This window comes from Streptomyces fulvoviolaceus, assembly GCF_000718165.1.
In the GTDB taxonomy this organism is placed as follows: Bacteria; Actinomycetota; Actinomycetes; order Streptomycetales; family Streptomycetaceae; genus Streptomyces; species Streptomyces fulvoviolaceus.
On the sequence record NZ_JOEY01000028.1, the window covers coordinates 1 to 19,355 of the forward strand.

Genomic DNA, 19,355 nt, shown 5'->3' on the forward strand with positions numbered 1-19,355 from the left:
GTCGCCGCCCCGGGGTTGAGAACGCCGGGGACCAGTGCGCCCAAGACCGTTCGGGGCGCGCGGCTGAGCGGGCCCTCATGCTCAGTCCACAGGAACGGTTCGAGGTGGATGCCGGCCAGATCGGTGAGGTGCGCCGGCACCCCGGTGCGCGGCCGCAGCGCGGCCCGGTACTCGGCGGGGCGGCTGGAGAGGACCAGCCCGCAGCTGTACGGCAGTGCCTGGCTGATGCCGTGCAGCGCCAGGGCCCCCACGGCGGTGGGGAGTTCGTCGAACCCGTCGAGCACCGGGAGGACCAGCCGCCGGTCCAGGAGCAGGCCGGCGAGGGTGACATCGCCGTACTGTCCGGGGGCGGGCGAGCACAGCTCGGCATGGTCCTGCACGAGCCTGCGCTCCATCCAGCCGCGCAGGTCCAGGACGGCCGGGTCCCAGGAGGCCAGCGGGAAGAGCACGGGCACGGGGTCGCCCTCCTGCCGCCGCTCGGCCAGAGCCAGCAGGAGCCGGACGAGCAGCACCGTCTTGCCGGAGCCCGGGTCGCCGAGCACCAGCAGCCGCCGGGCGGGGACACGGTCCGTGAAGAGGGCGCCGATCTCCCCGTCACAGCCGGCCGGGCGGTCCGGCGCGGTCGCCTCGGCCAGGTCGCGCGCGACGGCCCGCCACGACACGGGCAGCACACCAGGGTCCGCCAGCCGCCGCACCTGCGCCTCGGTCTCCCACTGACGCCGTACGGCGGTGGCGAGCCGGTCGGCGACGGCCTCGGGAGTCTGCGCCGCGGCCGCCTCGGCACGGTCGGCCCGGTAGGCACTCCAGGCGAGATAGGCGCCGGCCCCGGTCGGTAGCAGCGTCGCGACCACGGTCGCCGGGTCGTCGAGGTGCGGCGCGACCAGGAACGCCCCCAGGGCTCCCGCGCCGAGCAGGACGACGTACACGAACCCGGCGCGCCGCACGCGTGACCTGGGGACGACTTCGCTCATCCGACGAAGAGTTCCGTACGGCCGCGGCGGCGGGCGCCGGTTCGACGCGGCTCCACACGAGTGGGTGAAACGTGGCGGCCCGGCGGACATCGGACCTCTCCGGGGTGTTCCGGGGTGGTGATCGGGGCAGTGATCCGTTCACTCCCCCGTGCAAGGGGGCTGCGGGCGCCCCCGCCGCACGCCGTAAGGTTGGTTCGTCAGGCGAGGGCACGTCGGAAGGAGGCACTGGGTGATCGAGCTCGAGGGGGTTCCCGAGCTGATCGACCCGGTCATGGTGGCCGCGTTCGAGGGCTGGAACGACGCCGGCGACGCCGCCTCCACCGCGGTCGCGCATCTGGACAGGGAGTGGAAGGGCGAGGTGTTCGCGGCGCTGGACGCCGAGGACTACTACGACTTCCAGGTGAACCGCCCCACGGTGTGGCTGGACGGCGGGGTGCGCAAGATCACCTGGCCCACGACCCGTCTCTCGGTCGTCCGGGTCGGCGGTGAGAAGCCGCGCGATCTCGTACTCGTCCGAGGTATCGAGCCGTCGATGCGGTGGCGCTCGTTCTGCAACGAGCTGCTCGGCTTCGCCCACGAACTGGGCGTGGAGCTGGTGGTGGTCCTGGGCGCCCTGCTCGGCGACACTCCGCACACCCGTCCGGTCCCGGTCAGCGGGGTCACGTCCGACGCGGACCTGGCCCAGCGCATGAACCTGGAGGAGACCAAGTACGAGGGCCCCACGGGCATCGTCGGCATCCTCCAGGAGGCGTGCACGCATGCGGGCGTGCCGGCGGTGTCCCTGTGGGCCGCCGTACCGCACTACGTCTCGCAGCCGCCGAACCCGAAGGCGACGCTGGCCCTCCTCAACCGCCTGGAGGACCTGATCGACGTACGCATCCCGCTGGGCGAGCTGCCCGAGGACGCGCGCGCCTGGCAGGTGGGCGTGGACCAGCTGGCCGCCGAGGACACCGAGGTCGCGGAGTACGTGCAGACGCTGGAGGAGGCCCGCGACACCGCGGAGCTGCCGGAGGCGTCGGGTGAGGCGATCGCCCGTGAGTTCGAGCGGTATCTGCGGCGCCGGGACGGCGGAGGTCAGCCGGGGCAGCCCGGCGGGCACGCGACGGCGGACGGCACGGACAGCACGTCCTATCTGCGGGACAACCCCAGCGGTCGTTCGAAACCGCCGAAGCCGCCGAAGCCGGAGACGGAGACCGAACCCGGCGCTGAAGCCGAGGCCGAGACCGACGACGGGGACGCGTCATCGGAGGACTGAACCGAGAGCTGAACCAGTGAGGGGCGGTGCGCTACCAGCGCACCGCCCCTTTCTGCTGCCCCCTGCCGGGTTTCGGCCGCGTGCGCGGTGCCGTCGAGCAGGACCGCGCCGGAGCGGGCGGCGGCGGTCAGGAGTCTCCGACATGCGAAGGTGCGACCTCCCGCAGAGCGGCCGGCCGAACGGTCAACCGACGCTCTCACCCCATCACATGACCGACACCTCGTCAGCATTCGGCCGGATTGCGGCGTGACATCGGTTTCAGGACGGATTGCACACGGTACCCAATTCAACTTGTTTTCAAACCGAGTTGGTGGACGCGGGGTGGACGGACCGCCGTGGCAGTGCTTTGTTGGGGCCCGAAGGCGCACCCGCAGCACACCCGCACGGACCGAAGGGAGCGGTACCCGATGACCGAGCAGGTACAGCCGCCACAGGGCCCGGGAGCCTCCGGGCCGGGACCCGACGGAGCGGGATTCACCTACCGAGGAGCCGAGCAGGAGCTGATCGTCGTCGCGCGTCCCGAGGCCCGGCTGCGCGCCGAGGCCCAGGGCGTCCGCTCGGCGGCGGGCGCCGATGTGCAGGCCCTCAACATGTTCCTCAGTGACGAACAGCTCACTCTGGAGCCGCTGTTCGGCAGCGAGGAGCGCCTGCAGCAGTCCGCAGCCGAGGACGTGCCCGACCTCGCCCAGTTCTACCGGGTGCGCGGTGGTGAGGACCGGGCCCAGGAACTGCGCGCCCGGATCGCCGCACTGCCGGGCATCGACACGGCGTACGTGAAGCCGCCCACCGTGCCCGCGAGCCTCGGACAGATCGGGCAGAGCGGGCAGAGCGCGGAGGACGGCGGGCGGCTGAAGGAGGGGGCGCCGGTCACGCCCGACTTCACCAGCCGCCAGGGCTATCTGCGCCCCGCACCGGAGGGGGTCGACGCCCACTGGGCCTGGCAACGGCCCGGCGGGTCCGGTCAGGGCGTGACCGTGATCGACGTCGAGGGCGCCTGGCAGCTGGGTCACGAGGACCTGGCCGCCAAGCTCGCCGGCATCGTCGTGGGCACACCGCTGACCGACGTCGCCTGGCGCAACCACGGCACCGCCGTGATCGGCGTGATCGGCGGCGACCGGGGCGAGCACGGAGTGACCGGCATCGTGCCGGACGCGGTGACCGCGGCCGCGTCCTTCCAGGGGATCGGTACGGCGGCCGCGATCCTCGCGGCGGCGGACCGGCTCGGCCCCGGCGACGTCGTACTGATCGAACTGCACCGCCCGGGGCCGCGGTTCGACTACGAGGTGCGCGACGACCAGCACGGCTACGTCGCCATCGAATGGTGGCCGGACGACTACGCGGCCGTCCGGTACGCGACCGCCAAGGGCATCCTGGTCGTGGCGGCCGCGGGCAACGGCGGCGAGTCGCTCGACGACGGGATCTACGAGCGCCGGCCCGACGAGTTCCCGGAGCGGTGGCGCAACCCGTTCAACCCCTCCAACCAGTCCTCCGGCGCCGTCCTGGTCGGCGCGGGCGCACCGCCGCCCGGCACACACGGCCGCGACCACGGCCCGGACCGTTCACGGCTGGCGTTCTCCAACTACGGCGCGCGCGTGGACGCGCAGGGCTGGGGACGCGAGGTCACGACCACCGGCGGCTTCTGGGACCGGCCCGGCGACCTGCAGGGCGGCCCCGAGGAGATCGCCTGGTACACGGACACGTTCTCCGGGACCTCCTCCGCCTCCCCGGTGGTGGTCGGCGCGCTGGCCGCGCTGCAGGGCATGCTCAAGGCGGCCGGCCAGCCACCGATGTCCCCCGAACGCGCCCGTTCGGTGCTGCGCGCCACAGGCTCACCGCAGCAGGACGCGCCGGGCCGGCCCGCCTCCCAGCGGATCGGCAACCGGCCCGACATCAAGGCGGCGGTCACCCGGCTGCTGCCGGAGGCGGTCGGCTCGGGCCAGGCCGAGCGGTACTGGGACGAGCTGCTGCCGTATCCACGCGAACTTCCGCCGCGCCTGAGGCTGTTCGTGTCCGGCGCGTGGCGGAACCTGAACCACCCGTCCCCCGAGATCCGCCAGGCGGTGCACACCGCCTTCGCGGGGGGACGGCCCGACGTCCGGGTGTGGTTCTCGGACGACGAGATCGTCGGCCTGGTGGTCACGGGCTGACGGCTCCGCACGGCAAGTCCGCACAGCAAGTCCCATCACATCAAGGGAAGGTGACACCCGCATGAGCATCACCCCGCAGATGGGTCAACTGGGACAACAGGGCCAGCAGGGACAGCAGTTCCCGAGCACGTCGCCCTACCAGCAGCAACAGCAGCCGTTCGGGCAGCAGCAGGGGCAGGGGTTCGGCCAGCAGGGCCAGGGCTTCGGCCAGCAGCAGCCGTTCGGGCAGCAGGGCCAGGGCTACGGCCAGCAGCAGCCCGGCATGGGCAGCGGCTCGCTGGAGCAGCTCCAGCAGCTCGGCCAGCAGCAGCCGTTCCAGCAGTTGCTGCAGCAGCTGAGCCAGCAGCAGCAACAGCAGCAGCCCTTCGCTCAGGGCCAGCAGCAGGACCAGCAGGCACAGCAGGCCGAGCGTCAGGTGCAGCAGGAGCTGACGCAGCTCGCGCAGCAGGTGGTCCAGCAGGTCATCCAGCAGGTGCAGGCGCAGGCCCTCGCGTCCGGTGTGGCGAACGCCTACATCGACATCGTGCACCCTCTCCAGGGGCAGCCGCAGCAGGTCTTCCTGCGCATCAACGGCCAGTTCCGGGTCCTCAACAACCCGACCCCGCAGGTCCACCAGCAGATCCAGCAGGCCTTCGCCTTCGGGCACCAGGTGATCGGCGTCTGGGACACCCAGTCTCCGAACGTCCTGCGCAGCGTACGGATCCAGCGGATCTGACCTGATTCCGAAAGCACGGCGCAAGCACGAGGGGCGCTTCCCCCACCGGGAGGAAGCGCCCCTCTCTTCTGTCTGAGGCCTGTCTGAGGCCTGTCCGCGGCCTGTCCGCGGCCTGGCTGCGGTGACTACAGAGCCACGCCCAGCAGGGCGTCCACGGCACGCGACACGACGCCGGGTGCGCCCTCGTCGGTGCCGCCCCGCTCCTCCTGGAGCGCCGCCCAGCGGTCCACGGCGGCCAGCGCGGCCGGGGCGTCCAGGTCGTTCGCGAGGGCCTCGCGGATCTCCTCGACCAGCGCCTCGGCGGCCGGCCCGTCGGGCCGGGACACGGCGGCACGCCACCGTCCGACGCGGGCGACGGCGTCCTCGAGCACCTGGTCGGTCCACTCCCAGTCGGCCCGGTAGTGGTGGGCGAGCAGCGCGAGCCGGATCGCGGCCGGGTCGACCCCGTCGCGGCGCAGCTTCGACACGAAGACCAGGTTGCCCTTGGACTTGGACATCTTCTCGCCGTGCAGGGCGACCATCCCGGCGTGGACGTACGCCTTGGCCATGGGGAACTCGCCGGTCAGCACCTGGGCGTGGGAGGCGCCCATCTCGTGGTGCGGGAAGGCGAGGTCGGAGCCGCCGCCCTGGACGTCGAAGCCCATGCCCAGGTGGTCGAGGGCGATGGCCACGCACTCGATGTGCCAGCCGGGCCGGCCGCGCCCGAGCGAGCCGCCGTCCCAGCTGGGCTCGCCCTCACGGGCGGCCATCCACAGCATCGGGTCGAGCGGGTTCTTCTTGCCCGGACGGTCCGGGTCACCGCCCCGCTCGGCGGACAGCAGGCGCATGGCGGCGGCGTCCAGGTTGGACACCCTGCCGAAGTTCGGGTCGCACTCGACGGAGAAGTAGACGTCCCCTTCGAGTTCGTACGCGGCGCCCGCGTCCCTGAGGCGCTCGACGAGCGGCACGATGCCGGGTATCGCCTCGACCGCGCCGATGTAGTGCCGCGGCGGCAGCATCCTGAGCGCGGTCATGTCCTCGCGGAAGAGGGCCGTCTCCTTCTCGGCGAGGGCGACCCAGTCGAGGTTGTCGCGCTCGGCCCGCTCCAGGAGCGGGTCGTCGACGTCGGTCACGTTCTGGACGTAGTGAACCTGGCGCTTGGTGTCGAGCCACACGCGCTGAACCAGGTCGAACGCGTTGTAGGTCGCCGCGTGCCCCATGTGGGTCGCGTCGTACGGCGTGATGCCGCAGACGTAGATTCGGGCGACGGGACCGGGGTCGAGGGAGACCAGACCGCCGGTCGCGGTGTCGTGGATCCTCAGGTCGCGGCCCTGACCAGGCAGGGCGGGGACCTCGGAAGCGGGCCAGGCATGCATGTCATGAGCCTAACCGGACGGATGTTCCGTATACGAACCGGACCGGGCCGGATGGCCGGTAAGGCCTTCTTGCGCGGTACCGGCCATTGTGTTGCGGACGCGTCGGTACGGCTACACGGGCGGCCAGGGAATGGCCGGCCACTCCCCGCTCGGCTCCGGGTGCTTCCCGGACTCCAGCAGCGCCTCGACACGCGCACGCGTGGCATCGAGTTCTACGGCGGTGATCAGGCGGGTCAGTGTGACAGCGAGGGCCCCGCCCTCCCCCAGCGCCTCTTTGAGGCCCTTGAGGACGTCCACCGCCTCTCCCGTGAGCCGCTCCCCCGCCCACCCCCACAGGAGCGTGCGCAGTTTGTTCTCGGCGTTGAACGTGACGCCGTGATCGATGCCATAGAGGCGGTCCTCGGCGGCGGGCAGCAGATGACCGCCCTTGCGGTCCGCGTTGTTGATCACGGCGTCGAGGACGGCGAGCCGGCGCAGGCGCTCGTCGTCGGCGTGCACCAGCAGTGCCGTCCTGCCCTCGGCGACCTCGGCGAAGCCGATCGCCTTCCAGCCAGGTCCGGGTTCCTCACCGTCGACGAGGGCGAGCAGGTCGGCGCCGGGTGTCTCCTCGATCCAGAGCTGGCACATGCCCTCGCCGTACGGCCCGTCCCGCAGCACGGTGGTCGGCACCAGCCCCCAGCCGGTCGCCTCGGAGACCTCGTACGCGGCGACCTCCCGCTGGGCCAGCGTCCCGTCCGGGAAGTCCCACAGCGGCCGCTCGCCGGCGACGGGCTTGTAGATGCAGGCCGCTTCCCGGCCCTCGAAGGTCACCGTGCAGTACAGCGCCGCGTTGGACGCGTCGCGGATGCGGCCGCGCACGCTCAGCTCACCCTCGGCGAGCAGCTCGGCGGTCGTCACGCTCCGCGGCGGTATCCGTTCTGGCGCGGACATACGTGTCCTTCCGGGTCGAGCGGGAGGCTGCACAGCGGACACGGCGGCCGCCCGGCGTTGACGACGTCGAGGGCCCGCTTGGCGAAGGCTCTCGCCTGCGCGCCGGTGAGCCGGACCCGCAGCATCGGAGGTCCGTTCTCCTCGTCCTGGAGGAGTTTCTCCTCGGCCTCGGCGAGGTCCTCCTCGGAGTCGGCGTCGAGTTCCACGAGGGCCTGCGCCTCGACGATCATGCGCTGCTCCTCGCCGTCCCAGGCGAGGGCCATGGTGCCGACCCGGAACTCCTCCTCGACGGGGGCGTCGAGGGGGCGGGTGTCGGCGACTTCAGTGGGCACCACGGCCGGAACGGACGCGCTGCCGCCGCTGCGGCGTACGACCTCGTCGAGCAGTTCGTCCATGCGTTCGGCGAGGGCGGCCACCTGGGTCTTCTCCAGGGCCACGCTGGTCACTCGAGGGCCGGCGGTGGCCTGGAGGAAGAACGTACGGCGTCCGGGCAGTCCGACCGTACCGGCCACGAAGCGGTCCGGGGGGTCGTAGAGGAACACCTGACGGGACACGTCCTGTCTCCATGGGAGTCGTGAGTACGCGAACGTCCATACGTGAACGCGCTTATGTGGACCGCTTCACCCTACTGCGCCCGACGATCACGGTGCGCCCGCACCGCCACCGACCGGGGCGTCACCGCCCGCGGGCTCCTCGCGCGGCGCCAGGGACGTGAAATCACCGGTGTCCCCGAGGCGCACGAGAAAGGGCCTCAGGCGTGTGTAACGGATCGCGGTGATGGAACACGGTTCAACGGAAATCCTCTGGAAGAGGTCGAGATGAAGTCCGAGTGCCTCCGCGACGAGCGACTTGATGATGTCGCCGTGCGAGCACATGAGATAGACGGCGTCGGCTCCGTGGTCGCGCTCCACGCGCGCGTTCCACTCGCGAACGGCCTCGGCCGCGCGGGTCTGCATCGCCCGCATGGACTCGCCGCCGGGGAACGCGGCCGCCGAGGGGTGCGCCTGCACGACCTCCATGAGGGGCTCGCCCATGAGCTCGGCGAGTTTACGGCCGGACCAGTCGCCGTAGTGGCACTCCCCGATCCGCTCGTCCTCGTGCGCCCGCAGGTCCGGCCGGGCCTCGAGCAGCGGCCGGATCGTCTCCTGGCAGCGCTGCAGCGGGCTGGTGACCACCTCGGAGAGCGGCAGCTCGGCGAGCCGTCCGGGCAGCGCGGCGGCCTGCGCGGCCCCGCGCTCGTCCAGGGCGACCCCGGGCGTCCACCCGGCGAGCAGTCCCTCGGTGTTGGCGGTGGATCGTCCGTGCCGGACAAGGATCAACGTGGGCATGCGGCCAAGAGTAGGCGCCCGCCGGGGTGCGCTCCGGGGCGGACGGCGGGAGAATACGCTCCGTGATCGTCGACTGCGCCATCTACCGGGACGGGCGCCGGACAGAGGGCCCCGCGGACTTCTCCGCCGCTCTGGCGCAGTGCCGTCGCGAGGGTGACGCCTTCGTCTGGATCGGCCTGTACGAGCCGACGGAGAAGGAGTTCGACCGGGTCGCGGAGGAGTTCGGGCTGCACCCGCTGGCCGTCGAGGACGCCCTGAACGCGCACCAGCGCCCCAAGCTGGAGGTGTACGACGACTCGCTGTTCATGGTCCTCAAGCCGGTGGGCTACGAGACGAAGAGCGACATCGTCTCCTCCGGCGAGGTCATGGTCTTCGTCGGCGACTCGTTCGTGGTCACCGTCCGGCACGGCGAGGAGGCACCTCTCGCCGCCGTACGGCACCGGCTGGAGGAGGAGCCCGAGATGCTCCGGCACGGCCCTACGGCGGTGCTGTACTCGATCGCCGACGCCGTGGTCGACCACTACGTGGACGTCGCGGGCGAGCTGGGCACCGACCTGGAGGAGCTGGAGGCGGAGGTGTTCTCGCCGACCGGCGGCGGCTCACGGCACACCGCGTCCCGCATCTACGCCTTCAAGCGACAGATCCTGGAGTTCCGCAGGGCCACGGGCCCGCTGGCGCAGCCGCTGGACCGGCTCGCGGGCGGGGGCCTCTTCGGTGTCCGGGTGCCCTTCGTCCACGAGAAGGCGCAGCCCTTCTTCCGCGATGTCAACGACCACCTGGTGCGCGTGAACGAGTCGGTGGAGGGCCTGGACCGGCTGGTCTCGGACGTCCTCTCCGCGCATCTGGCCCAGATGAGCCTCCGGCAGAACGACGACATGCGGAAGATCTCCGCGTGGGCGGCCATGGCCGCGATCCCCACGATGATCGCGGGGATCTACGGCATGAACTTCGACCACATGCCGGAGCTGCACTGGATGTGGTCGTACCCCGCGTTGATCGCGGTCATGGCCGTCCTGGAGGTCCTGGTGTTCCGGCTGTTCAAGCGCCGGGGCTGGCTCTAGGCGAACTCGGGGGCCGAGGTCGTGGGGCCGCCCAGTGCGTCGCGGCGCTCCGGCATCCTCAGGGACACCATCCGCCGCCAGCCCACGGCCCGTTCGTACGCGTACACGGCATGGATGCCCGCCGTGAGCACTGCCGACTTCGCCCTCGGCCAGCCGAGGATGCGCCCCATGTGGGCCATCACCGCGAGGCTGACGTCCCGGTAGATCCGGATCTCGGCCAGCGCGCACTCCCTGAGTGTCTCCTGGATGGCGCGGCCGTGTCCGGCGTACGCGAAGCGCAGCAACTCCTCGTGGCAGTAAGCGAGGTGGTTGTCCTCGTCGCCCGAGATCATCTTCACCGCGCGGCCGATGTCGGGGTGGTCGGCGAAGTGCTTGCGCAGCAGGTCCATCTGCTCGGAGGCCCGCTGTTCGGTGACCCGGCTGTGGGCGAGGTAGGTGACGATGTCCTGCACGGTCAGCGGCTCGTCGCTCTTGAGCTTGTCGTGGGCGAGACCGATGCCGTGCTGCTCCAGGAGCATCGTGTAGTCGGTCTCGGGCGGGATCGGGACAGGTTCGAGCCGGCGCTTCTTCATCAGGGCGTTGAAGATCCGCCCGTGTTTGTCCTCGTCCGCGCCGTGGCGGGTGATCTTGGGAGCGAGTTCACGCTCACCGTCGGGAACCAGCGCGGCGATCCGGGCATTCTCCCAGCCGCCCTGCGACTCGCCGCTGGCCGCGATGGAGCAGAACAGCCGGAAGGACTCGTCGTCGTCGAGGATCTCCTGGAACAGACTCTTGGCCGAAAGCATCGTGGGCACCTCTCTGCGGGATTCCGCGGCATTCCGCAAAGAACGAGTCAAATGCGGCGCGAGAGGTGCTGCAACAGCTGTGTCGGACAACTCCGCCAAAAGGAGGACCCCCGGGGTCACGACAGGGCGTAACCCCGGGGCCCCCGGCGCGTTGTTCACCGTGACGGCCGTGGCGGGGAAGACCCCCGAGCCCCCACCACGGCCGCAGAAAACTTCCGCCCGTCGTGTGCGCGTCACGCGAGGCCGGCGCGCTCCAGGGCCTCGGTGCCGGCACGGAGCGAGGCGATCCGCTCGTCGAGCGTGAAGCCCGCGGGGGCGAGGGTCAGGGTGGTGACTCCCGCCGCGGCATAGGCCTTCATCCGGTCCGCGATGCGGTCGACGGAGCCGAGCAGCGTCGTCTTGTCGATCAGGTCGTGCGGAATGGCGGCCGCGGCGCCCTGCTTGTCGCCGGACAGGTACTTGTCCTGGATCTCGGCGGCGGCCTTCTCGAACCCCATGCGCTGGGCGAGCTGGTTGTAGAAGTTCTGCTTGCGGCTGCCCATGCCGCCGACGTACAGCGCGGTGTACGGGCGGAAGGTGTCGGCGAGCGTGGCCACGTCCTTGTCGTCGCCCACGGCGAGGGGCAGCGTCGGGCAGATGTCGAAGCCGTCAAGCGTCTTCCCGGCCTTCTCGCGGCCCGCGCGCAGGTACTGGATCGCGGTGTCCTCCAGATGGTCGGCCGAGGGGAAGATCAGCAGGGCGCCGTCGGCGATCTCACCGGTCTGCTCGAGGTTCTTCGGGCCGATGGCGGCGATGTAGAGCGGGATGTGCTCGCGCTCCGGGTGCACGGTCAGCTTGAGCGGCTTGCCGGGGCCGCCGGGCAGGGGCAGCGTCCAGTGCTGTCCGTCGTACGACAGCCGCTCCCGGGTCATCGCCTTGCGTACGATCTCGACGTACTCACGCGTGCGTGCCAGCGGCTTGTCGAACTTGACGCCGTACCAGCCCTCGGAGACCTGCGGCCCGGAGACGCCGAGGCCCAGGCGGAAGCGGCCGCCGGAGAGCGAGTCGAGCGTGGCGGCGGTCATCGCGGTCATCGCCGGCTGGCGGGCCGGGATCTGGAAGATGGCCGAGCCGACGTCGATGCGCTCGGTCTGTGCGGCGACCCAGGTCAGCACGGTGGCCGCGTCGGAGCCGTAGGCCTCTGCGGCCCAGCAGACGGCGTATCCGAGCCGGTCGGCCTCCTGGGCCACGGCCAGATTGTCCGCGTCCATGCCGGCACCCCAGTAGCCGAGGTTGATCCCGAGCTGCATGCCGAATCCCCTTACCGATCAGTAACGTCCCTTGTCCGCAGACCTTAGCGCGAGGGTACGGATCGGGGCAGGTCGCGGTCGGTGCCCGTCCCGATGAGCGAACTTCGGTGCCACTCGCGGAAACCCGTTATCCACAGGCCCCCACACGACAGGTGTTGGCCAGTAATCTCGGCGTTCATGGAGCAGAGGCATCTCGGCCGCACCGGCCTTCGCGTGTCCCGCATCGGACTCGGCACCCTCACCTGGGGCAGGGACACCGACGAGCACGACGCCGCGGACCTCTTGAAGACGTTCTGGGAGGCCGGCGGGTCGCTCGTCGACACGGCGGACGTGTACGGCGACGGCGAGGCCGAGTATCTGCTCGGACGTCTCATAGAAGGGCTCGTGCCGCGCCGGGACCTGGTCATCTCGACGAAGGCGGGCAGCGTGCCCGACCCGGACCGCCGCTTCGACGGCTCGCGCGGGCACCTGCTCTCCGCGCTGGACGCCTCGCTGGCCCGGCTCGGCACGGACTACGTCGACATCTGGCACATCCACGCCTACGACCCGTACACCCCGCTGGAGGAGACCCTCCAGGCCCTCGACCTGGCGGTCAGCAGCGGCCGGGCCCGGTATGCCGGTGTCTCCAACTTCTGCGGCTGGCAGCTCGCCAAGGCGGCGACCTGGCAGCTGGCGGCGTCGGGCGTACGGACCCGGCTGGCGAGCACGCAGTTGGAGTACTCGCTGCTCCAGCGCGGTGTCGAGCGCGAGGTGCTGCCGGCCGCGCTGGATCTGGGCATCGGGCTGCTGCCCTCGTCCCCGCTGGGCCGCGGGGTGCTGACGGGCAAGTACCGGAACAACACGACGCCGGCCGACTCGCGCGGTGCCTCGGAGCACCTCGCCCCCTTCGTCGCGCCGTATCTCGACGACACGGCGAGCCGCATCGTGGACGCGGTGACGACCGCGGCCGACGGGCTCGCGGTGACGCCGCTCCAGGTGGCCCTCGCCTGGGTCCGCGACCGGCCGGGCGTGGCCGCGCCCGTGGTCGGCGCGCGCAACGCGCAGCAGCTCACGGCTGCGTTGTCAGTGGAGGCCCTTAGTCTTCCTGACGAGATCTGCCGGGCGCTCGACGATGTGTCGGCGCCCGTGCACCGCTATCCCGATCACGACTGGAGCACGCTGTGAGCACGGAGCCGGAGCCCGCTGAGGACGCGCAGGACGCCGAGCCGGGGACACCGGGGGACGCGACGGAGGGCGCGGCCGCGGAGGAGACCTCTGTCGGGAAAACCGCGGACGGCGAGGACGCCTCGGCCGAAGCGACCGTGGGCGGCGACGGCGAAGGCGCGGGGCAGGGTGCGGAAGACGGCTCGGTCGCAGGCGCCGCCGACGGTGAGAGCGCCAAGCAACTGTCCGAGGCCGAGGCCGAGTTGGCCGCCCAGCGGCTCGAGCGGGAGCGGATCGAGAAGCGGAAGGCCGAGAAGAAGGCGCCCGTCGCGGCCGGGGCCGGGCTGAGCGGCAAGGCCGCCGATCTCCTCGCGGCCGTACGGGCCGTGGAGAGCGGCGAGAAGCCCGTGGCCGCCGTCTTCAGTGAGCCCGAGCCGCCGCGCCGCCCCGCCCAGGAGCCGGTGCGCCGCCCGCAGCCGGTGCCGGTATCGACTTCGGCCGATGCGGCTCCCGCGGCAGAGACCCTGGACGCCGTGCGGCGCGCACTGACCGAAGGCGGCGCGCCGGACTCACTCGCGCCGCAGGTCGCCGCGGCCCTCGGCGAAGGGGCGGACGACCTGCTGCGGGAGGATCCCTGGCAGTTGCTGCGGGTCCCCGGGGTGCGGCCCGAGCAGGCGGACGGGTTCGCGCGGGCGCTGCTCGGCGCGGAGTGCGGTCCGGACGACGAGCGGCGCGGCCGGGCGGTCACCGTCTGGCTCCTCGATCAGGCGGCCCTCGCCGGGCACACCGCCCTGGAGATGCCGGCGCTCACCGCCGCACTCGTCCAGCGCGGCGTGCCGGACGCCGACGCGGCCGTCCAGAGCACGCTCGCCGAGGGCGAGGCGCTGGTCTTCCAGGACGCGCTGGAGGATCCCGCGGTACCGGCCCCGCGGGAGGCCGATGCGGAGGACGACGAGGCGGAGGAGCGGCCGGTCCGTGTCCTGGTCGGCCTGGAGCGGTACGCCCTCGCGGAGGAGAGCCTCGCCGACGGACTGGCCCGGCTGATCAACTCGGTGCCGAAGGAGGACGGTTCGGCAGCGGACTGGGAGCAGGCCGCGGCCGGCGCCGAGGGTTCCGCCACCGAGCTGATCCGCGCGGCGGCGACGCACGGCCTGGTTCTGCACACCGGGGGCGAGGCCTCCCTGGCGGAACCGGCGGCATTGCTGCGTGCGGCGCGCGGCCTGGGGCTGCGGGTGTGGGCCGCGGTGCACAGTCCGGTCGGCCGGGAGCGGTTCTCGACTCTGGTCGCCGGCCACAACACGGCGAACGACTCCGCGCCGGGCTCGTTCGGCGTCGTCACCGTCGCCGGGCTTCTCTCCGGTGCCGAGGGGCCCGGCCGGGACCCGGAAGGCGCGCTGGATCTCGACCTCCTCGTCGTACTCGACGCGCCCCAGCTGGACGTGGAGGCGGCGGCTCTGCTCGCGGAGTCGTTGCCGGACGGGGCGCGGCTGGTGCTGGCCGGGGATCCGGCGGTGCTGTGGTCGGCGGGCCCCGGGCGGGTGTTCGCCGATCTGCTGGCGGCGCGGATCTGCCCCCAGGTCGCCTCCCGGCGCCCGGACCCGGGTCCGCTCGGCGAGCTGGTCTCCGGCATCGGCATCGGCGAGCTGACCCAGGTCGAGGCCCCCGGCAAGGAGGTCGTGATCGTGCCGGTGCGGGACGCGGGCGAGGCCGTGCACCGGACCGTGCAGTTGGTCGCGGACTCGGTACCGCGGGCGATCGGTGTCCCGGCCGAGGAGACGCAGGTGATCACCCCGGGCCACGGCGGCGCGGTCGGCACCCGCGCGCTCAACACGGCGCTCAAGGAGCGGCTCAACCCCGGCCCCGGCCGCTTCGGCGGCTTCGACCCCGGGGACAGGATCGCCTACTCCCCCGCACCGGGCCGTACGCTGCCGGGCCGCGTGGTGACGGCCGACGCCGAGGGGCTGCACCTGGAGTGCGCGGGGGAGTCCGTCGTCGTACCGAAGGAGCGGGTGGAGCAGTCCGTGCGGCACGGGTGGGCGCTGACCGCGCACCAGGCGGTGGGCGGCCGGTGGCCCGCGGTGGTCGTGGTGCTGCCCGGCGACGCCGCGCAGGCGCTCAGCCGTCCCTGGGTGTACACGGCGTTCGGACGGGCGGACCGCCATCTGTCCGTGGTCCACGGTGTGGATCAGGCGCTGCCCAGGGCAGTGGCCGAGGTAGCGGCGAAGCCGCGCACGACCCGCCTGCCCGTCCTCCTCAGCACCCAAGTACCAACGAACAGCTGACCAACCTGATGGGGCGCGGGGAACAGCGCGACCAGCCCTCAGACGCCCACCCACCGCAAGCCCTGCGGCGCGACCGCGCACATGACGGCGGCGGCCACGGATGATCTCCGTGGCCGCCGCCGTCACACCCGGACCGTCAGCGCTCCGCGTCCAGTGGCTCCAGGTCCTCGTCCTCGTCCAGCTCCGCTTCGGGGTCGCCGGTCTCGTCGTCGGCGTCGTCCGCCTCGTCGATCCCCTCGAGGTCGTCGATGTCGTCCTCGAGTTCGTCGTCGAAGACCGCACTGACGTCGAAGCGGCAGACCACGTGCTCCGGGTCGACCTGCTCGAACGGCGTCTCCAGCCACTCGCCGGGCTCGGCGGGCTCGTCCGCCGCGGTCACCCAGAGCGTGGAGTCGCCCTCCTCCAGACCGAACTCCTTGTGCCGGGAGGCGATCTCGTCGGGCTCGAACTCACCGAACAGAACGCCCAGCGCCCCGTGCACCGTGCCGGAGGCCTCCGCACCCGCTTCGCCGTCCACCGCCTCGACCCGCTGTGCCTGGGCCAGCAGCCGGTGCGGTTCCACCACGGCGTAGTCGCGGCGGATCAGCACACTGAGCGCGTTCGCCTCCTCGGGACCGGTGTACGGCGGCGCGTCCTCCGCACCGGGGATCTCGAAGGGGGTGACCTCGTCATAGCGGTCGTAGAGAAGCTCGTCGTAGACCTCCGCGGCCGCGGCCAGCTCGTTGAACGCCTCGTAGACGGCCGGGTCGTCCTCCCCCGACCGGCGTTCGACCGCGGCCAGGTGACGGTCGAGCGCGGTCTTCACCGCCTCGGCGGCGGCGCGTACCTCGGCAGCGGTGGGCTGCACAGCATCAGACATAGTGCAGACGCTATCCGTACCGGGCCCCAGCCCGCACAATAGATGCGATGCCGGAATACGAATTTGTCGACGTGTACGTACCGCGCGGGGTCTCCCGCAACGACGCGACACGACTGCTGACGGACCATGCCGAGTACGGACACTGGGAGTTGGACCGACTGAGCCTGCTGCGCGACGGCAGCCGCAGGGTGCGGTTGCGCCGACGGATCATCCGCCAGGTGCGCGCCACGTGGTAGGCAGGACAAACGGAGCGGGCCCCGCCGAGGCGGGGCCCGCTCCGTTTGTCGCCGTGTTCCCTACGCCGCCGAGGCCCGTGCCTTGCGGTAGAGCACCGCGCCGGCCAGCAGCGCTCCGGCGCCCACCGGGAGCACCAGGCCCATCGGCAGGTCGCTGCCGGTGTCCGCGAGCTGGGCACTGCCCCGGGGCTGGGTGACGGACTGGGCACCCGGTTGGTTGGGGTGCGAGGAGTCGCCGGGCGGCGTGGTCGGAGAGCCGGGGAGACCGGGCTCCACGGGGTTGCCCGGATGACCGGGCTGGTCCGGGTTCCCGGGCGGCGTCTCGTGACCGCCCCCCGGAGGCGTACCGGGATGTCCGCCGCCCGAACCGGTGCCGTTGTTCGTGCAGTCGTTGCCCGTGGTGGCGTTGCCGATCCCGATGACGTCGACGCTGTTGCCGCAGACGTTCACCGGAGCGTCGATCGGCGCCTCGACGTGGTTGCCCGAGCCGACGCCGGGCGAGTCACTGGTGTGCCCACCGGCCTGCGAGCCACCGGAGCCACTCGAGTCGCCGTATCCGTCGGAGCCGCCGTGCCCGCCGGACGGACCGCTGTCGCCACCCTGGTTGCCGCAGGTGTTGCCGGCCGCCGGGTTGAGGATCCCGACGACGTTCACGGTGTTGCCGCAGACGTTGACCGGCGCGTGCACCGGCGCCTGCACCGAGTTGCCCGACAGCACGCCGGGCGAGTTGGAACCCGATCCGCTCGCGGCCGAGTCGGCGTGGGCGGCGCCGCCCGCGGCGGCGATCACGCCGGTTGCGGCCGCCACGGTCATCAGGCCCTTGCGGGTGACCTGTCGCATTATTGAATTCCCCTGACTTCGATCCTGACCTGAATCTCGCGAAACCTTAAATCTCGCGAAAATACCCGTCGGCTCCGGAACGCATGGAACGCGTTCCGGAGCCGACAGGTGTGATAACGACCCTCAGGGGGTCGACGTCACTTGTTGATGCAGGTGTTGCCGAAGGCGGGGTTCAGCAGCCCGATCACGGAGACCGTGTTGCCGCAGACGTTCACCGGGACGTGAACGGGAACCTGCACGACGTTGCCGGAAAGGACACCCGGGGAGTGCACAGCGGCACCCTGGGCACCCGAGTCGGCGACGGCAAGGCCCGCACCCGCGAGAACCAGGCCACCAGTGGCAGCCGCAGCGGCGACGACCTTCTTGATCATTATTCCTCCTTGTTGGCAATGCGACCCCAAGTAGCGGATCGCATCACCTGTAACGAGGAGGGAGTAATTGGGCTACGAGCTTATGAGCGCATTCACTCTTCTCAGCCGTTCTCGCACGCGCTGCCGATTGTCGGCGTCAACTCGCGTCGATGAACCGGTCGAGCACCCGCACGCCGAACTGCAGCCCCTCCACGGGCACCCGCTCGTCGACGCCGTGGAACATGCCGGCGAAGTCCAGCTCCGGGGGCAGCTTGAGCGGCGCGAAGCCGAAGCCCCGGATGCCCAGGTCGTCGAAGGACTTGGCGTCCGTGCCGCCGGAGAGCATGTAGGGGATGGCCTTCGCGGTCGGGTCCTCGGCCAGCAGCGAGGACTGCATGGCCTCCACCAGGGCCCCGTCGAAGGAGGTCTCCAGGGCCTTGTCGGAGTGCACGTCCTCGCGCCGCACCTTCGGCCCGAGGATCCTGTCGAGGTCGGCGAGGAACTCCTCCTCGTGCCCCGGCAGGAAGCGTCCGTCGACGTTGGCGGTGGCCTCGCCGGGGATGACGTTGACCTTGTAGCCGGCGTTCAGCTGCGTGGGGTTGGCCGTGTTGCTCAGCGTCGCGCCGATGAGCTTGGCGATGCCGCCGAGCCTGGCGAGGGTCGACTCCATGTCCTCGGCGTCGAGCTCGACGCCGAGCGCGTCGCCGAGTTCGTCGAGGAAGGCCCGGGTGGTCTTGGTGACCCGCACCGGGAACTTGTGCCGGCCGAGCCGGGCGACCGCCTCCGACAGTTCGGTGATGGCGTTGTCCCGGTGGATCATCGACCCGTGCCCGGCCGTGCCGGCCACGGTCAGCTTCATCCAGTGCATGCCCTTCTCGGCGGTCTGGATCAGATAGAGCCGGCGCTGCTCGCTCACGGTGAACGAGAACCCGCCCACCTCGCTGATCGCCTCGGTGACGCCCTCGAAGAGTTCGGGGTGGTTCTTGACGAGGTGCTTGGCGCCGTACGTGCCGCCCGCCTCCTCGTCCGCGAGGAAGGCGAGGACGATGTCGCGCGGGGGCCTGCGCCCGCTGCGCAGCCGGTCCCGGACGACCGCCAGGGTCATCGCGTCCATGTCCTTCATGTCGACGGCGCCCCGCCCCCACACACACCCGTCCGCGACCTCGCCGGAGAAGGGGTGGTGGGTCCAGTCCGCCGCGTTGGCCGGTACGACGTCGAGGTGGCCGTGGATCAGCAGCGCGGGCCTGGACGGATCCTCGCCCGCGATCCTGGCCACCGTGGAGGCGCGGCCGGGGTGCGACTCGAAGATCTTCGGCTCGAGACCCACCTCGGCGAGCTTCTCGGCGGTCCACTCGGCCGCCTTGCGCTCACCCGGACCCGAGTGGTCGCCGTAGTTGCTGGTGTCGATCTGGATCAGCTCGCGGCAGAGGTCCACGACCTCGTCCTCGCCGGTGACGTTCCTGGTCGTGTCCGTCTCGCTCACGCTGCTTCCTCCCACTGTCACTGCTGGTGGTCCCCCCTCATCCTCCCTCTCCCCCGGGCCGCACCCCAAGACCGGACCCGGCCCGTCACACGCCGTTCACGCCGCCACAGGGGGTGATCGGCCACCCCTGAAAGCCTGGTAATGTTTCCTTCGTCGCCGCGAGGGAAACCCCGCGCGACAGACACCTTGTCCGGGTGGCGGAATGGCAGACGCGCTAGCTTGAGGTGCTAGTGCCCTTTATCGGGCGTGGGGGTTCAAGTCCCCCCTCGGACACCAGCCGAATCCCCCGGCCGCTCAGCGGCCGGGGGATTCGTCGTATACGGCGA

Annotated in this window: 18 protein-coding genes and 1 tRNA gene; 8 read left to right on the plus strand and 11 right to left on the minus strand. The window is 71.5% G+C overall.

Going from position 1 to position 19,355, the window contains the following annotated elements; genetic code table 11:
- The coding region (locus IG08_RS0128455) for an NACHT domain-containing protein (RefSeq protein ID WP_158812292.1) at positions 1-971 on the minus strand (971 nt) is incomplete at its 3' end.
- A 229-nt stretch (positions 972-1,200) separates the two neighbouring features.
- Here IG08_RS0128455 and IG08_RS0128460 point away from each other — a divergent pair.
- The 3 genes from IG08_RS0128460 to IG08_RS0128470 all read left to right on the plus strand — a co-directional run bounded on the left by IG08_RS0128460 (position 1,201) and on the right by IG08_RS0128470 (position 5,088).
- Positions 1,201-2,226: a PAC2 family protein gene (locus tag IG08_RS0128460; protein ID WP_043455428.1), complete on the plus strand. Its 1,026-nt coding sequence runs from the start codon at positions 1,201-1,203 to the stop codon at positions 2,224-2,226.
- 407 nt (positions 2,227-2,633) lie between these two features.
- Positions 2,634-4,373 (plus strand): S8 family peptidase, encoded by a 1,740-nt coding sequence (locus tag IG08_RS0128465; protein ID WP_030608405.1) that lies wholly within the window; start codon positions 2,634-2,636, stop codon positions 4,371-4,373.
- 61 nt (positions 4,374-4,434) lie between these two features.
- Positions 4,435-5,088: a hypothetical protein gene (locus IG08_RS0128470; RefSeq protein ID WP_030608407.1), complete on the plus strand. Its 654-nt coding sequence runs from the start codon at positions 4,435-4,437 to the stop codon at positions 5,086-5,088.
- 125 nt (positions 5,089-5,213) lie between these two features.
- On the opposite strand, the gene mshC is transcribed toward IG08_RS0128470, so the two are convergent.
- The 4 genes from mshC to IG08_RS0128490 form a co-directional block, all read right to left on the minus strand.
- Entirely contained in the window at positions 5,214-6,443 is a 1,230-nt protein-coding gene (gene mshC / locus IG08_RS0128475) for a cysteine--1-D-myo-inosityl 2-amino-2-deoxy-alpha-D-glucopyranoside ligase (protein ID WP_030608410.1), read from the minus strand.
- 111 nt (positions 6,444-6,554) lie between these two features.
- The gene (locus IG08_RS0128480; protein ID WP_199820912.1) at positions 6,555-7,373 is read right to left on the minus strand and encodes an SCO1664 family protein; all 819 of its coding nucleotides are present in this window, start codon (positions 7,371-7,373) and stop codon (positions 6,555-6,557) included.
- Entirely contained in the window at positions 7,337-7,927 is a 591-nt protein-coding gene (locus IG08_RS0128485; RefSeq protein WP_030608415.1) for a DUF3090 domain-containing protein, read from the minus strand. Before IG08_RS0128485 ends, IG08_RS0128480 begins: the two co-directional genes overlap by 37 nt.
- A gap of 87 nt (positions 7,928-8,014) precedes the next feature.
- Positions 8,015-8,701 (minus strand): histidine phosphatase family protein, encoded by a 687-nt coding sequence (locus tag IG08_RS0128490; RefSeq protein WP_030608418.1) that lies wholly within the window; start codon positions 8,699-8,701, stop codon positions 8,015-8,017.
- 62 nt (positions 8,702-8,763) lie between these two features.
- Between IG08_RS0128490 and corA the strand changes: the two genes are divergently transcribed.
- Entirely contained in the window at positions 8,764-9,762 is a 999-nt protein-coding gene (gene corA / locus IG08_RS0128495; protein WP_030608422.1) for a magnesium/cobalt transporter CorA, read from the plus strand.
- Here the strand turns inward: corA and IG08_RS0128500 are convergent.
- Both IG08_RS0128500 and IG08_RS0128505 read right to left on the minus strand, forming a co-directional pair.
- A complete protein-coding gene (locus IG08_RS0128500) occupies positions 9,759-10,547 on the minus strand; it encodes a hypothetical protein (protein ID WP_030608425.1) in 789 nt (262 codons plus the stop codon). The two genes, corA and IG08_RS0128500, sit on opposite strands and share 4 nt — an antisense overlap.
- Positions 10,548-10,780: 233 nt before the next feature.
- Entirely contained in the window at positions 10,781-11,836 is a 1,056-nt protein-coding gene (locus tag IG08_RS0128505; protein WP_030608428.1) for an LLM class F420-dependent oxidoreductase, read from the minus strand.
- A 177-nt stretch (positions 11,837-12,013) separates the two neighbouring features.
- Here IG08_RS0128505 and IG08_RS0128510 point away from each other — a divergent pair, with 177 nt between their 5' ends.
- The gene (locus IG08_RS0128510) at positions 12,014-13,000 is read left to right on the plus strand and encodes an aldo/keto reductase (RefSeq protein WP_030608431.1); all 987 of its coding nucleotides are present in this window, start codon (positions 12,014-12,016) and stop codon (positions 12,998-13,000) included.
- A complete protein-coding gene (locus IG08_RS0128515; protein WP_030608435.1) occupies positions 12,997-15,261 on the plus strand; it encodes a helix-hairpin-helix domain-containing protein in 2,265 nt (754 codons plus the stop codon). The genes IG08_RS0128510 and IG08_RS0128515 overlap by 4 nt, the downstream gene beginning before the upstream one ends.
- Before the next feature lie 136 nt (positions 15,262-15,397).
- Here the strand turns inward: IG08_RS0128515 and IG08_RS0128520 are convergent, their stop codons facing one another.
- Positions 15,398-16,120 carry a hypothetical protein gene (locus tag IG08_RS0128520; protein WP_030608437.1) on the minus strand — a complete coding sequence of 241 codons (723 nt, stop codon included), beginning with the start codon at positions 16,118-16,120 and terminating at the stop codon, positions 15,398-15,400.
- 47 nt (positions 16,121-16,167) lie between these two features.
- Here IG08_RS0128520 and IG08_RS0128525 point away from each other — a divergent pair, with 47 nt between their 5' ends.
- Positions 16,168-16,356, plus strand: a complete 189-nt coding sequence (locus IG08_RS0128525; RefSeq protein WP_030608440.1) for a DUF5703 family protein — start codon at positions 16,168-16,170, stop codon at positions 16,354-16,356.
- Positions 16,357-16,416: 60 nt separating this feature from the next.
- On the opposite strand, the gene IG08_RS0128530 is transcribed toward IG08_RS0128525, so the two are convergent.
- The 3 genes from IG08_RS0128530 to IG08_RS0128540 all read right to left on the minus strand — a co-directional run bounded on the left by IG08_RS0128530 (position 16,417) and on the right by IG08_RS0128540 (position 19,029).
- Entirely contained in the window at positions 16,417-17,196 is a 780-nt protein-coding gene (locus tag IG08_RS0128530; protein ID WP_030608443.1) for a chaplin, read from the minus strand.
- Positions 17,197-17,333: 137 nt separating this feature from the next.
- The gene (chpH, locus tag IG08_RS0128535; RefSeq protein WP_030608446.1) at positions 17,334-17,567 is read right to left on the minus strand and encodes a chaplin ChpH; all 234 of its coding nucleotides are present in this window, start codon (positions 17,565-17,567) and stop codon (positions 17,334-17,336) included.
- Positions 17,568-17,703: 136 nt separating this feature from the next.
- Positions 17,704-19,029 (minus strand): M20/M25/M40 family metallo-hydrolase, encoded by a 1,326-nt coding sequence (locus IG08_RS0128540; RefSeq protein ID WP_030608450.1) that lies wholly within the window; start codon positions 19,027-19,029, stop codon positions 17,704-17,706.
- Between the two features lie 188 nt (positions 19,030-19,217).
- Between IG08_RS0128540 and IG08_RS0128545 the strand changes: the two genes are divergently transcribed.
- Positions 19,218-19,305, plus strand: a tRNA-Leu gene (locus tag IG08_RS0128545).
- Positions 19,306-19,355: the final 50 nt, after the last annotated feature.